Annotated in this window: 12 protein-coding genes; 6 read left to right on the forward strand and 6 right to left on the reverse strand. The window is 70.7% G+C overall.

Annotated elements, in window-relative coordinates:
* Positions 1 to 31: 31 nt before the first annotated feature.
* The 3 genes from R8F63_17040 to R8F63_17050 are packed head-to-tail and all read right to left on the reverse strand — an operon-like array spanning position 32 to position 3,601.
* Complete coding sequence (locus R8F63_17040) at positions 32 to 880, reverse strand: DegV family protein (GenBank protein ID MDW3220317.1); 849 nt, start codon at positions 878 to 880, stop codon at positions 32 to 34.
* Entirely contained in the window at positions 877 to 2,865 is a 1,989-nt protein-coding gene (locus tag R8F63_17045; protein MDW3220318.1) for a DUF6049 family protein, read from the reverse strand. The genes R8F63_17040 and R8F63_17045 overlap by 4 nt, the downstream gene beginning before the upstream one ends.
* Positions 2,866 to 2,878: 13 nt before the next feature.
* The gene (locus tag R8F63_17050) at positions 2,879 to 3,601 is read right to left on the reverse strand and encodes a GNAT family N-acetyltransferase (protein MDW3220319.1); all 723 of its coding nucleotides are present in this window, start codon (positions 3,599 to 3,601) and stop codon (positions 2,879 to 2,881) included.
* A gap of 94 nt (positions 3,602 to 3,695) precedes the next feature.
* On the opposite strand from R8F63_17050, the gene R8F63_17055 reads away from it, so the two are divergent.
* Both R8F63_17055 and R8F63_17060 read left to right on the forward strand, forming a co-directional pair.
* On the forward strand, positions 3,696 to 4,703 hold the full coding sequence (locus R8F63_17055) for a histone deacetylase (GenBank protein MDW3220320.1): 1,008 nt from the start codon (positions 3,696 to 3,698) through the stop codon (positions 4,701 to 4,703).
* Positions 4,700 to 5,998, forward strand: coding sequence for a CCA tRNA nucleotidyltransferase (locus R8F63_17060; protein ID MDW3220321.1), 1,299 nt, complete (start codon positions 4,700 to 4,702; stop codon positions 5,996 to 5,998). The genes R8F63_17055 and R8F63_17060 overlap by 4 nt, the downstream gene beginning before the upstream one ends.
* A 14-nt stretch (positions 5,999 to 6,012) precedes the next feature.
* On the opposite strand, the gene R8F63_17065 is transcribed toward R8F63_17060, so the two are convergent.
* Entirely contained in the window at positions 6,013 to 6,654 is a 642-nt protein-coding gene (locus R8F63_17065; GenBank protein ID MDW3220322.1) for a class I SAM-dependent methyltransferase, read from the reverse strand.
* 57 nt (positions 6,655 to 6,711) lie between these two features.
* Here R8F63_17065 and R8F63_17070 point away from each other — a divergent pair, with 57 nt between their 5' ends.
* A complete protein-coding gene (locus R8F63_17070; GenBank protein MDW3220323.1) occupies positions 6,712 to 7,101 on the forward strand; it encodes a DUF5318 family protein in 390 nt (129 codons plus the stop codon).
* Between the two features lie 120 nt (positions 7,102 to 7,221).
* On the opposite strand, the gene R8F63_17075 is transcribed toward R8F63_17070, so the two are convergent.
* On the reverse strand, positions 7,222 to 7,851 hold the full coding sequence (locus tag R8F63_17075; GenBank protein MDW3220324.1) for a response regulator transcription factor: 630 nt from the start codon (positions 7,849 to 7,851) through the stop codon (positions 7,222 to 7,224).
* Positions 7,844 to 9,010: a hypothetical protein gene (locus R8F63_17080; protein MDW3220325.1), complete on the reverse strand. Its 1,167-nt coding sequence runs from the start codon at positions 9,008 to 9,010 to the stop codon at positions 7,844 to 7,846. The genes R8F63_17075 and R8F63_17080 overlap by 8 nt, the downstream gene beginning before the upstream one ends.
* A 102-nt stretch (positions 9,011 to 9,112) precedes the next feature.
* On the opposite strand from R8F63_17080, the gene panB reads away from it, so the two are divergent.
* The 3 genes from panB to R8F63_17095 all read left to right on the forward strand — a co-directional run bounded on the left by panB (position 9,113) and on the right by R8F63_17095 (position 12,729).
* On the forward strand, positions 9,113 to 9,961 hold the full coding sequence (panB, locus tag R8F63_17085) for a 3-methyl-2-oxobutanoate hydroxymethyltransferase (protein MDW3220326.1): 849 nt from the start codon (positions 9,113 to 9,115) through the stop codon (positions 9,959 to 9,961).
* Between the two features lie 78 nt (positions 9,962 to 10,039).
* On the forward strand, positions 10,040 to 10,384 hold the full coding sequence (locus tag R8F63_17090; GenBank protein MDW3220327.1) for a plastocyanin/azurin family copper-binding protein: 345 nt from the start codon (positions 10,040 to 10,042) through the stop codon (positions 10,382 to 10,384).
* A 128-nt stretch (positions 10,385 to 10,512) separates the two neighbouring features.
* Positions 10,513 to 12,729, forward strand: coding sequence for a hypothetical protein (locus R8F63_17095; protein ID MDW3220328.1), 2,217 nt, complete (start codon positions 10,513 to 10,515; stop codon positions 12,727 to 12,729).

The raw sequence follows: 12,729 nt of genomic DNA on the forward strand, positions 1-12,729 counted from the left end.
GCGCCCGCACTCCGGGCCGTCGGCGCGGCGGTCAGGCCGGCGTCTGGAAGGCGAGCCCCATCACCCGGGGACCACCGTGCGTGCCGATCACGGGACCGATCTTCTCGACCCGGATCGTGTCGACGTCGACCACCCCGTCGAGCATCGCGAGGAAGTCGTCCAGGTCAGGTGCATCGCCGTGCATCACCGCGAGCTTCTCGACCGGACCGACCTCGATCAGCTTGTCGCGCAGCCACCCCAGTGCCTTCTTGCGGGTGCGCTGCTTGCCGGCCTCCTCGACCTCACCACTCGAGAGATCGAGGATGGGCTTGATCGCGAGCATCGAGCCCAGCAGCGCCTGGGCACCGCCGATCCGGCCGCCCTTCTTCAGGTTGTCGAGCGTGTCCAGCGTGCCGAACACCTGCGTGCGACTGCTCAGATCGTGCACCGCGGCGACGATGTCGGTCGCGGACGCGCCGTCCCGACCCATCTCCGCCGCGGCGAGCACGATGGAACCGAGCCCGGCGGTGATCGATCCGCTGTCGACGACATGGATCTCGGCGTCGGGCCGGTCCGCCTTCAGGTTGTCCGCGGCGGTTTGGGCCGACTGCATGGTGGCGGACAGCGCGGCGGAGAGGTTGATGCAGACGACGGCAGATGCGCCGGCGTCGAACTGACGCCGGAACGCCGCGTCGAAGGTGCCGGGGGCGGGGGCGGCGGTCTCGGGGAGGTCGTCCGACTCGGCCAGCAGCGCATAGAACTCCGTGACCGAGAGCTCCTCGCGGTCGACGTACTCGCGGTCACCGAAGCGGATGGACAACGGGACGACCTCGATGCCGAACTCGTCGACCTCCTCCCCTCGGAGGTCACAGGCACTGTCGGTGACGATGCGAACGGTCACGATTCCCCTTCCACGGGATCCTCGGTCGGTGCGGGCGGATCCTCGTCCGACGCGGCGACCGTAGCAGCGGCGCGGTTGCGGCGGACACGGAGGATCGTGCGAATCCACCAGACGCCCAGGATCACGAGCGCCACGATCGAGATCGCGAGACCGAGTCCGGAGATCGCCGTCGACCGGATGTCCACCGCGCCGGAGGCCAGCTCGAAGGCTCCGCCCGGCGAGACGACGGTCGCCGTCACCCGCGCGTCGCCCGACGCGAGGGTCTCGACGGGGATGACGATGTGGTTGGCGCCCGGTTGGAGGCGCAGCGTGCGGCGATCGCCATCCGGAAAGCGGATCTTCTCGGCCGACAACACCAGCTCGACGTTGAGGGGCACGGCCTGGCTGTTGACGATGGTGAGGGGCAGGTCGGTGCGGCGGTCGGTGAGCGTGATCCGGTCGCCGGGCGGTACCTCGATGCCGGTTGTGCGCTCGAGTACTTCGGCGAACACGGCATCCGCGTAGGCGGTCGCTTCGGTCGAGCTCAGATCGCTGCTGACCGCGGCCCACAGCTGACGGGTCAGCGCGTCGATGCCGGCGGTCTCCGGTTCGAGCATCGAGGACAGGATCGAGATCGCGGAGCGCGCGGCCTGGAGGTCGTCGGCGATGTCGCTGATGTCCGGCGCCGCGCTCGGGCGCAGCTCGGCGCGCATGGCCGTTCCGCCGAGCCGTTCGGGGTCGAGGCTGGCGAGTGCACTCACGGCGACGACACGGATTTCGCGGCGATCGTCGATCCCGGCGAGCAGCACGTCGCGTGCGACCGGGTCGATGCGGTCGAGGTCGAGCAGCGTCGCCGTGTCGGCCGGCCGGTCGTCGTAGATGCCGGTGATGAGCTCGGCGAGTGCGTGGAAGCCGGCGAGTTCGGGGTCGTCGTCGGCCAGCGTGTCGTGCAGCGAATCGTCGATGCGCAGGGCCGTCATGGCGACACCGTTGCCGTCGAGGACGGTGAACGGGGTGTCGGCCTCGGCGGCGCCCGTCGCCGGATCGAGCTGATCATCCGTCGCGATGACGACGTTGGTGCCGGCGGCCCGCAGGACGGCGAGCGTCGCGGGCGTGGCGTCGGCATCCAGGCGAACGATGCCCGACGGCGCCGTCCCGGCGAGCTCCTCGACCGTGTCGTTGCCGAGGGCGTAGCCGGCGATGACCTGGTCCGCCTCGCCCGCGAAGCGCCATGCCTCCTCGTCCATGGCGACCCACGGGGAACGCAGCAGCGGCCGTCCGTCGATCCGGTCGACGATCTCGGCCAGGGCCTCGGGATCCTCGCTCGCCAGCGCACTCAGGGTTTCCGGTCGGAGCGAGAAGGTCGTGTCGAGTCCCGGCCCGGTGGCGTCGAGCCGTTCGATGAGCGGGTCGGGGTCGATGGTGATGGTCTGGTCGGCATGGTGGGCGACCGGCGCGTCGAGTGAGGAGATGAACGCGACCCGGGACCGGCGGGCGGTGGTCTCGTCGATGACCACGAAGCTGGTGGCGAGCTGGTCGAGCACGTCGCCGTCCTCGCTCACGAGGGTGACGACGACGGGCAGGGTTCCCTCGTCGCGGCGCAGCAGCTCGCCGATGACGTCGTCGTCGAGCGTGATCGTGACCACGCCGTCGCGGTCGGTGGTCAGGAACGCCTGGTCGAAGCAGTCCCCCTCGAGCGTGCACTCGAACGCGGCGAGCCGTGCCGTGCCCGTCGGGGGAGAGGCGTGGTGGTCGCGCACCGCGGGTCGGGTCCGGGCCGGGTCGGCGTAGATGCTGACGCCGATCCGTGCGTCTTCGGGGGCGTCGATCACGTCCAGGACGATCTCGGCCGGATCGTCGGTCACGACGAGGGTCTGCCCGATAAAATCGAGCGTCGGGGTCGTGCTCTGGGCGGTGCCGGCGGCCGCGCCGAACACCACGGCGGCGGCCGAGGCGATGGTCAGCGCCCCGGCAACGGTCGCGACGCGCGAGCGGCGGGGGATCATGCCGCGAAGCCGATCATCGGACCGGGCGCGCCATCACCGTGAGGTTGTGGTCCGCGGGCCGGAACCCGAGATGGCGGTACAGCCCGAGGGCCCGCTCGTTCGCCTCCTGGGTGTTCACCCAGCCCACCGTCGCCCCCCGGCGGCGCATCCAGTGCAGCGCATCGTGCACGAGCATCGCGCCGAGGCCGGCGCCCTGCCGGTCGGGGTCGACGGCGAGTCGCTGCAGGAACCCCTGCGTGCCGGCTCGCCCTGCGACCGCGTAGCCGATGATCGCGGGGTCGCGGATCACCCGGAGCCGGCTGACGGGCGTGGCGTCCATGGCGTCGTCCAGGCCGTCACCGTCGAGCTGCCAGAAGTCGTCGAACGTCCGGGCGTCGAGCTCCAGCACGGCGGGCCGGTCGGCCGTGCGGCCCCGTTCGACGCTCGGTGACGACGTTCGCCGGCGCCACCAGCCGGCGGCGGGCGGCAGACCGGTGAGATCGTGCTTCAGGAGGTGGAGGTGCTCGTGTTCGACGAACCCGTCACGCATGAGTGCGGCCTTCTCGGCCGGGGCGACCGCGGCGGTGACCACGTCGGCGAACCCCCGGGCGCCGAGCTCGGCCCGGGCCTTTCCGAGCGCTTGCACGGTGAGGGTGTGGGCCGGGCTCAGGGGCACGAGATAGGCGAGGTCCCGTCGGGTGCGCCAGCTGCCCGCCCGAAAGCGCGCGTTGTCGACGGTGAGGGACTGGAGAACCATGCCGACGACCACGATACGCCCCGCCGCCGCCACGGCGGGAGGGCTACGCTCGGCTTCCTGTCGTGGAACACCGGTTCGTCCGGAGGAGTCACCCGTGCTGGCCGTAGTCACCGACGAACGCTGTGCCGCCCATGTCGCGGGCACGCATCACCCCGAGCGTCCGGATCGTCTGGCCGCCGCGCTCGACGGGGTGCGGCGGGCGGGCGTCGATGACGCCATCGTCACGGTGGCGCCGCGCCAGGTGACCGATGCGGAGCTCGCCCGGGTCCACACCCGAGGCCTGATCGAGCGGGTGCGCGCGATCGATGCTCGCGGCGGTGGACGCCTCGATCCTGACACCGTCATGAACGACGCCAGCCTCCAGGCTGCCCTGCTGTCCGCCGGCTCGGTGCTCACCGCGACGGAGACCCTGCTCGACGATCCGGCCGTCGAGGCCGCGTACTGCATCGTGCGGCCGCCGGGCCACCACGCGACCGCGGATCGATCGATGGGATTCTGCCTGTTCAACTCCGTCGCGGTCGCCGCCACGGCACGCGTGGCAGCCGGCGAGCGGGTGGCCATCGTCGACTTCGACGCCCACCACGGCAACGGCACGCAGGACATCTTCTACGCGTCGCCCGACGTGCTCTTCGCCTCGGTCCACCAGCACCCGCTCTATCCGGGATCGGGGATGCTCGAGGAGCGGGGCACGGGCGCCGGGGAGGGGACCACGATCAATCTGCCGGTGCCGCCCGGCGCGACCGGCGACGTGGTCCGCGCCGGATTCGACGACGTGATCCTCCCCGCGATCGACGCGTTCGCGCCGGAGTGGCTGTTCGTCTCGGCCGGATTCGACGGTCATCGCGCGGACCCGATCACCGATCTCGGCTTCACGTCGGGTGACGTCGCCGACTTCGTCGCGGCGCTGCGGGAGGCGGCACCGGCGCGGCGTACCGTCGCTCTGCTCGAGGGCGGCTACGACCTCGAGGCGGTCCGGGATTGCAGCGCGGCCACCACGGCGGCGTTGGTCGGCGAGTCGGTGCGGCCCGAAGCGCCGACGTCCGGCGGACCGGGGCGGGAGGTCGTCGAGGCGGCGCGCCGGCTGCAACAGGACGAGCGATGACCGAGGCGCCCGCGGCCTTCGCGGACGTGCTCGCCCTCGCCTCGCCGCTCGCCGCTCGCTTCGCCGCCGAGGGGCATCGGCTCTACCTCGTCGGCGGGATCGTGCGCGACGGGCTGCTCGGGCGGAGCCGTGACGAGGGGGACCTCGATGCCACCACCGCGGCCCGCCCGCCGGAGATCAAACGCATCGTGTCCGGTCTCGCCGACGCGGTGTGGAGCCAGGGTGAGCGCTTCGGCACGATCGGATGCACGATCGGCGGCCAGGCGTTCGAGATCACCACGCATCGCGCGGAGTCCTACGACGAGGATTCCCGCAAGCCGACCGTGTCGTTCGGCGACGACATCACGGCGGACCTCGCGAGGCGCGACTTCACCGTCAACGCCATGGCGGTCGACGTCGGGACCGGCGAGCTGATCGATCCCCACGGGGGGCGGGTCGACCTCGACCATCGGGTGTTGCGGACGCCGCTCGATCCGGAGATCGCGTTCTCCGAGGACCCGCTGCGCATGTTGCGGGCCGCCCGCTTCCATGCGGGCTATGGGCTCGTACCGACGCCCGAGCTCGAGTCGGCGATCACGGCGCTGGTCGACCGGATGGCCATCGTGTCGGTCGAGCGGATCCGTGACGAGATGGAGAAGCTGCTCCTGCTCGACGAGCCCGGGCCGGGTCTGGCGATGCTGGTGCGCACCGGGCTCATGGCGCGCATCGTCGAGGAGGGCGATCCGCTCGACGAGGCGGCGGCGCGGCGACTTGGCGCCCGGCTCGGGGCGGTGCCGGCGTCGCCCCCGGCGCGCTGGGCCGTGTTCTTCGACGGGTTCGGGCGGGAACCGGGCATCTCCCCGGTCGCATGGCGGCGGTTGCGGTTCTCACGCCGACTGGCCGACGCCGTGAACGCCCTGTCCACCCGCCTTCCCGTCGCCGACACCGGAGCACGAATCCACCCCTCGGCGGCGAGCGTTCGCAACGAGGTACGCCACATCGTCGGCACCGACCTGACCTTCGATGACGTCTACGACACCGTCGAGGGTCTGCGCCGCCTCGACGGGCTCCCGACCGATGACCTCGACGAGCTCCGGGCGACCCACGCCGCGTTGCGGGCGAGCGAGCCCGATCTCGACGATCCCCAGCCCGCACTCGACGGTGTCGAGGTCGGCGAGCTGCTCGGGATCGACCCCGGTCCCGCCATCGGGCGTGCGCTCGACTTCCTGCGGGAGATCCGATGGCGGGAGGGGATCGTGCCGAAGGCGGAGGCTGCGGATCGGCTGGCGGCCTGGTGGCCGACCCGCGACGACTGAGCCTGCCCCGCAGTTCAGACGCCCAGCTTGCGGGCCCGCACGACGAGGGTGGCGGGCAGGAGCGCTCCGTGGTGGCGTTCGAGGATGGTGTCCACCGCGAAGTTCGCCCGTCCGAGCGCAGTCGCGACGTCCTCCACGGTGTGGGCCCAGCGGTCGCCGATCGGATCGGGGGCGTCCCAGCGGGCGACGGTGCGGGCCGGGTCGTTCGGGTCCGCGCAGAGGGTCGCCGCGTGGGGCACGGACAGGACGAAGTGGCCGTTCGGGCCGATCACGCGGTGAACCTGGCGGAACACGCGGTTCAGGTCCTGCACCCACGACAACGTGGTGATGGCGAGCGCGAGGTCCACATGGTCGCCGGGCAGGAACGCGAGCTCGGCCGGCTTCGCCTGGTGGCACTCGACCACGACCTCCTCGCGGGCGGCAAGGGCCCGGGTGGCGGCCAGCTGGGCGACGTCCTCGTCGACTGCGATCACGCGGGCACCGCGGCGGGCCAGGCCGACCGCCGTGTGTCCCTGGCCGCAGCCGAGATCGAGGACGCGTCGGCCGGTCACGTCGCCGATGAGGCGGCGATCGACGTCGGCGCCCACGCCGGGGCCGAGGTCGACGGTGTCGAGCGGTCGGTCGGCGTCGGGGGTCCGCGGATCGTGCAGTGTCATGGGGACGAGTCTGGCCGCCCGACCTCAGGTCCGTGCGGAGGGGTACCCTCGGACCCGATGAAGATGGGACTCGCCGAGGCCATCGGCTCCACGAGCGCCGGGATCGACTACCGACTGGCCCGCGAGGCGACCCTGCAGGCATGGCGGGCCGGCGACCTGCCCACGGAGCAGGTGTGTGATGCCCAAAGAGAGCTCCGCCGCAACGCGGAGTTCTGCGGTGTCGAGCTCGCGTCGCCCTGCCCCGTCTGTGACGAGGACGCCCTCGTCGAGGTCACCTATGTGTTCGGGCCCCGTCTCCCCAAACACGGTCGCTGCGTGACCAGCGACAAGGAGATGGCCCGCCTGGACGCCCGCAAGTCCGTCAGCCAGGGCTATGTCGTCGAGGTGTGCACCGACTGCGGCTGGAACCATCTCGCCCGCAGCCGCGCCCTCGGCGGCGCACCCTGAGCCACCCCCGTCCCGGGATCTCTGGTCACCAAAGGGTCGTTCGCGGCGGCGGATTCGGGCTGTTTTCGACCCTTTGGTGACCAGAGATCCCTCGTGCGGGGAGGGAGGGGGTGTCGGCGGCTACTCGATGCCCTTTTCGAGGGCGTAGCGGATCAGCTCCTGCTTCCGGTTGAGGTGGAGCTTCTTGAGGATGTTGCGGACGTGGTTCTCGACGGTCTTCTGGGAGATGAAGAGTTCCTCGCCGATGGCCTTGTAGGTGTGGCCGCGGGCGACGTGTTGGAGGACCTCGCGTTCGCGCGGCGACAGTCCCTCGTCCGGCGAGTCGATTTTCATGCGCCGGAACTCGGTCAGTACCAACGCGGCGAGCGACGGGGAGAACACCGGCTCGCCCTGCGCGGCCTTCCACAGGGCGTTGCGGAGGTCGTCGGGCTCGGTGGATTTGAGGAGGTAGCCCTGGGCGCCGGCCGCCACCGCGTCGAGGAGATCGCGCTCCGCCTCGGACACGGTGAGGATGACGATGATCGCCTGTTCGCCCCGCTCCCGGGCCACCCGGAGTCCGCCACCGTCGGGCATGTGGAGGTCGCACAGGACGAGATCCGGCTCGTGCCGATCGATCGCCGCGATCGCCTCGCCGGCGTCAGCGGCCTCGCCGACCACCGTGAAGTTCTCTCCGAGGTCGGCGCGCACCCCGCTCCGCCAGATCGTGTGGTCGTCGGCGATGACCACCCGCACGGGTCCGAGGTCAGCCATCCGTGTCCTCCGGTTCGGTGCGACCGCCGACCCAGACTTGCACATCGGCGCCGTTGGTCGGTGACGACGTGATGGTGACCCGCCCGGCTGCGTCGGCGATTCGGCCGCGGATCGAGCGGCGGATGCCCTCTCCTGCGGCCGTGGCCGGGTCGAACCCGCGACCGTCATCGTTGACGCTGACGTAGACGGTGTGGCCGTCCGGGTCGTCGTCGATGGGCTCTGCGAAGACGGTGATGCGGGACGCATCCGCGTGCTTCGCCGCGTTCGTGATCGCCTCGCCCACCGCGCCGGCGAGGGCATGGCGGACCGGGTCGGCGAGCGGGGGCAGGTCGTCGGGCATGAGGAGGTCGACCGCGATGCCGTAGCCCTCACGGGCGCGTTGGGCGGCGGCTGCGATCGTGTCGCTGAGCTCGTCGGGTGCGTCGCGCCCCCACAAGTAGCCGCGCAGATCCGCGTCCTGCCGACGGGCGAGCTCCACCAACTCGGTGTCGTCGGATCGGCGCTGGATGACGGCCAGCGTCTGGAGCACACCGTCGTGCAGCGTGCGGGCCATCTCCTCACGGGCTCGGGCCGCGGAGATCCGGGTCGACGCCTCCCGCAGGCGCTCCATCACGAGAGCGACGCCGATCGCGGCGAGGAAGTACAGGGCGGACTTGGACCCCACGCCGACCCAACTGTCCTCGCCGCCCCGCACGTTCAGCTCGCCCCACCAGCTGCATGCCGCGAGCAACGTCGCCACCACGATGGCCGGGCGCATGCCGAAGAGCAGGGCGGCGGTGAAGATCGCCGCGTGGGGCCACGCCCAGGGGAGTGACTGGCGGCGCGTCTCGTCCTCCAGCGCACCCCACACCACACCGTCCACGAGGAGGGTCCCGGCCCCGATCGCGGCCTCCGTGATCACGGTCGCGGGACGCATCAGCCAGGCGGCGTCCTTGCGGGCGGCGAGTGTCGACCACACCGTGAAGGCCCCCGCCACCCCGAGCGTCGCGACAGCGAGGCCGGTGCGGCTCAGGTGTTGGCGCTGGAAGAACACCGCCACCACCGCCCACGAGAGGGTGAGCCATCGGTAGGCGACGACGCCACGTAGGGCACCGATCTCGAGCGATCGGTCGACCGGCACGAGGTCACGTCCGTCGACGGAGTGGGGTAGGGCCGCCATCGCACGCAGCGTAGGCGCCCCTTGAGCCTGGCTCCGGCTCCCGGTATCGTGGGTTTCACCGCCGGCAGCTGAGATGCGCTGGACGGGAGAGGAGAAGCAGACATGGCCAAGCTCACGGCCCCTGCAATTGCGGCGCACAAGGCCAGGAACGGCAACGATCCGCTGGTCATGGTCACCGCCTACGACGCGCCCGGCGCGCGAATCGCCAGCGAGGCGGGTGCCGACCTCATCCTGGTCGGCGACAGCCTGGCGATGGTGGTGCTCGGCTACGACGACACCCTCCAGGTGACGATCGACGACATGTGCCACCACACGGCCGCCGTCGCCCGGGCCAAGCCCGATTGTCACATCGTCGGCGACATGCCGTGGATGGCGTACCACGTCTCGCCCGAGGAGACGGTCGCCAATGCGGCCAAGCTCATGCGGTCCGGCGCCCACTCGGTCAAGCTCGAGGGTGGTCGCAAGCGGCTGCCGATGATCGAGAAGATCATCGACGCCGAGATCCCGGTCATGGGCCACATCGGCCTCACCCCCCAGTCCATCCACGCGATGGGTGGCTTCAAGGTGCAGGGCAAGCAGGCCGAACACGCTCGCAAGCTCGTGCAGGCGGCCAAGTCACTCGCCCACGCCGGCTGCTTCGCCGTCGTGCTCGAGGGCGTGCCCGTGCGGGTCGCCGAGATGGTGACCGACGCGATCGACATCCCCACGATCGGCATCGGGGCCGGTCACCACTGTGACGGTCAGGTGCTCGTCTACCACGACCTGCTCGGCATCGAGGATCGCTTCGTCCCGAAGTTCGTCCGCCGCTACGCCGACATCAAGGGTGCGTCGGTCGAGGCCATCAAGGCCTACGCCGCGGACGTGCGCTCGGGCGCGTTCCCGAACCACGACGAGAGCTACCACATGGCCGACGAAGAGGCCGAGGAGCTCCACCTCTACGGCGCCGGCTGACCCCACCCCCCCTGCGTTCTGGGTGAACGGGGGCGCGGATTCCAGCCCTCCGTTCACCCAGAACGCAAGGGGGTGCTCGTGCAGGGCGGGGTCTTCGCCATGTTCAATCCGTCGGTGTGGCCGGTGACGGACCCGGCCGACCTCGAGGCGAACCGGGTGATCCAGCCCGACGACGGCGCGATCGCCGCGCCGATCACGAACTTCGACTTCGGCGACATCGAGGTGTCGGCGGGGGACACGATCCGGTTCAACAACACCGACAGCGTGCCCCACACGGTCACGGCCGGGTCCGCGTTCGATCCCCGGGCCGACACCTTCGATTCCGGCCTGCTCGGCACGGCGGAGACGTTCGATCTCACCTTCGACGAGGCGGGCACCTACGACCTGTTCTGTGTGCTCCATCCGGACATTCCGCCACCGTGACCGTGAACTGAGCCCCGTTCGGCGCCGGTGGGTGGTGCTGGCACCACCCACCGACGGCGGCTGACTTCCGCGCGCGACACCCGCGGGCGGGATTCCCGGAATCACGCGGATCAGCGACCGTGGGACGCATGTTCACGACCTTGCGCCACCGACTCGTCTCGATCCTGATCGGTCCCTTCGTGTGCCTGTCCCTGCTGGCGACGGCGTGCGGCGCGGACGAGGCCGCCGACGCGGCCGGCCCGGCGCCGACCGATCCCCCGGTCACGACGCCGATCGACGACGCCGGTGACGACGGTTCCGGCGGCGACGAGTCGGTGGGCGACGATGCCGACACCGATGACCCCGTCGAGTTGCCGAACGAGGTGATCATCGATGCCCCGGGTCTCGTGATCGAGGAAGTCGACGGCGTGGCGCAGGTGAGCGAGACCGCGACCGGCGAGCTCGAGCTGCCGGACTGGCTCGAGGCGATGCTGTTCAGTCGCGGCCTGGTCGGCCGGATCGGCACGGACTTCGGCCGCGACCTCGCCCACCTCGATGCCCACCTGCATGACGACGTCCTCTACTGGTACGTCGTCATCGAGCAGGACACCGTCCTCGAGCTCGACCTGGACGGGCTCAGCCTCGACATCCCCCGCCAGTGGAACATGGCCGGTAAGGGCAACAGCGTGCTCGTGCTCGACCCGGTCTCGGGCTACGTCTACGCGGGCATGTCCTGCCCGGGGATCACCCTGCCGGTCAACATCGACCTGCAGATCAGCGGCTTCGAGGGCGGCTGCGGTGTCGGGTTCGCGCTCGATGGTTCGATCCCGGTCGACTTCCGGCTCGCGGACACGATCCACGGGGACTTCGATTCGCTTCATCCTCAGCTCGTGGTCGACGGCGAGTTCCCGGTCGGACCGGTCAATGTCGCGGGCAGCGTGTTCGTCGACTTCGACCCGAGCGGTCTCGAGGCCATCGCCACGGGCCAGTTCGGCATGGGTCTGCCCGGCAAGCTCGGCGTCGTCCCGATCTCGGTGCCGATCGGCAACGGCACGCTCGGCATCGACCACCGGCTCGACGGTGCGGCCATCGTCGAGAAGACCTGGGTCAACGGCTATCTCGGCGACGACATCATCGCCGAAGGGGCGTTCGCCACGGCCGCCGATTTCCTGGCCCTGCAGGGCGATGTCGACGTCGACGGCTTCCTGCACCGCCGCCTCGACCCCGCGGCGCCCGCCGTCTGGGAGACCGATTCGTACCTCGACGTCGAGGGTGAAGGCGCCTGGAATCCGCAGCGGCTCATGCCCGCGGGGGTGGACCACGACACGCTGAGCGGCTCGTTCGCGGGGCGCATCGACGTGGACGGCATCCGTGGCGTCGGCACGGTCACCAGCACTCCGTTCGCCACCGTCGAGTTGGCCGCGGAGGGCAATGTCGCCTTCGAGATGCTCTACGAGGATCTCGGCAACAGCTTCCTGCAGATCGACGGCACCCTCGAGGTCGGCGGTGTGGACCTGGTCGAGGGCGAGCTGCGCATCGACGCCGACGGCGTGAAGGTCGACGGCAGGCTCGGCGTCGGTGGCAACTTCGTCGCCATCGGCGGCCGGATCGGCCCGGGTGGCGTGGAGCTCAGCGGCGAGGTCGGCGTGACCATCGATCTCACGGACCTCGACGCCCTCGCCGCCAAGATCGCCGGCGAGCAGGGTGAGGACGAGACCATCGACCGCCTCGAGGCCGAGATCGACGAACTCGCCCCCCACGCGGCGATCCAGAACCTGCTCGACGAGGTGTCCGATGCCTACGACGGCATCGCTACCCGCGAGGCCCTCATCGAGGACCAACGGGACACGCTCGAGGATCTGGCCCGCACCTGGGACGGCTACACGCCGCTCGAGAAGGTCGGGAAGTCCGTCTCCCACGGGATCAGGGTCACGGCAGCCAACACCGCCATTGCCGGACTCAAGGTCGACATCGGACGCCTCCGACTCGTGATCCTCGGAGCCGATGGCCTGGTGGCGCTCTACAAGCAGTTCGTGCCCGACGCCCGTCCGGTCGACGTCGAGCGCTTCGAGGCGCTGAAGGAACTCCTCCGCCTGCTGAAGTGGGAGCGCTTCTGGTCGAACGTGCGCGGCGTCATCGCCGGCGTCGTGCGCGGCGCCGGCACCCTGCTCGAGGCGTTCGGCCTCGACCTGCGGATCGAGGGCCGGGTGCGACTCGCCATCGGCACCGACGGCCTCGATGCCGAGGTGATCGCCTCGGTGTGTGGCGACGACTGGTGCGTCGGTATCGACACGACTTCGTTCGATCCCGACTCGGGCCGGACCTGCATCGGTATCGGCGACTCGACGAACTGCGGCACGGTGTGA

The sequence above is a fragment of the Acidimicrobiales bacterium genome, assembly GCA_033344915.1.
GTDB lineage: Bacteria > Actinomycetota > Acidimicrobiia > Acidimicrobiales > Aldehydirespiratoraceae > JAJRXC01.

What these genes read in the sequence shown, in the direction of transcription:
- R8F63_17065 (MDW3220322.1), bottom strand. Translation starts at nt 6,654, where the DNA reads ATGACACTGCACGATCCGCGGACCCCCGACGCCGACCGACCGCTCGAC.
- R8F63_17060 (MDW3220321.1), top strand. Translation starts at nt 4,700, where the DNA reads ATGACCGAGGCGCCCGCGGCCTTCGCGGACGTGCTCGCCCTCGCCTCG.
- R8F63_17050 (MDW3220319.1), bottom strand. Translation starts at nt 3,601, where the DNA reads ATGGTTCTCCAGTCCCTCACCGTCGACAACGCGCGCTTTCGGGCGGGC.
- R8F63_17075 (MDW3220324.1), bottom strand. Translation starts at nt 7,851, where the DNA reads ATGGCTGACCTCGGACCCGTGCGGGTGGTCATCGCCGACGACCACACG.
- R8F63_17070 (MDW3220323.1), top strand. Translation starts at nt 6,712, where the DNA reads ATGAAGATGGGACTCGCCGAGGCCATCGGCTCCACGAGCGCCGGGATC.
- R8F63_17095 (MDW3220328.1), top strand. Translation starts at nt 10,513, where the DNA reads ATGTTCACGACCTTGCGCCACCGACTCGTCTCGATCCTGATCGGTCCC.
- R8F63_17045 (MDW3220318.1), bottom strand. Translation starts at nt 2,865, where the DNA reads ATGATCCCCCGCCGCTCGCGCGTCGCGACCGTTGCCGGGGCGCTGACC.
- panB (MDW3220326.1), top strand. Translation starts at nt 9,113, where the DNA reads ATGGCCAAGCTCACGGCCCCTGCAATTGCGGCGCACAAGGCCAGGAAC.
- R8F63_17080 (MDW3220325.1), bottom strand. Translation starts at nt 9,010, where the DNA reads ATGGCGGCCCTACCCCACTCCGTCGACGGACGTGACCTCGTGCCGGTC.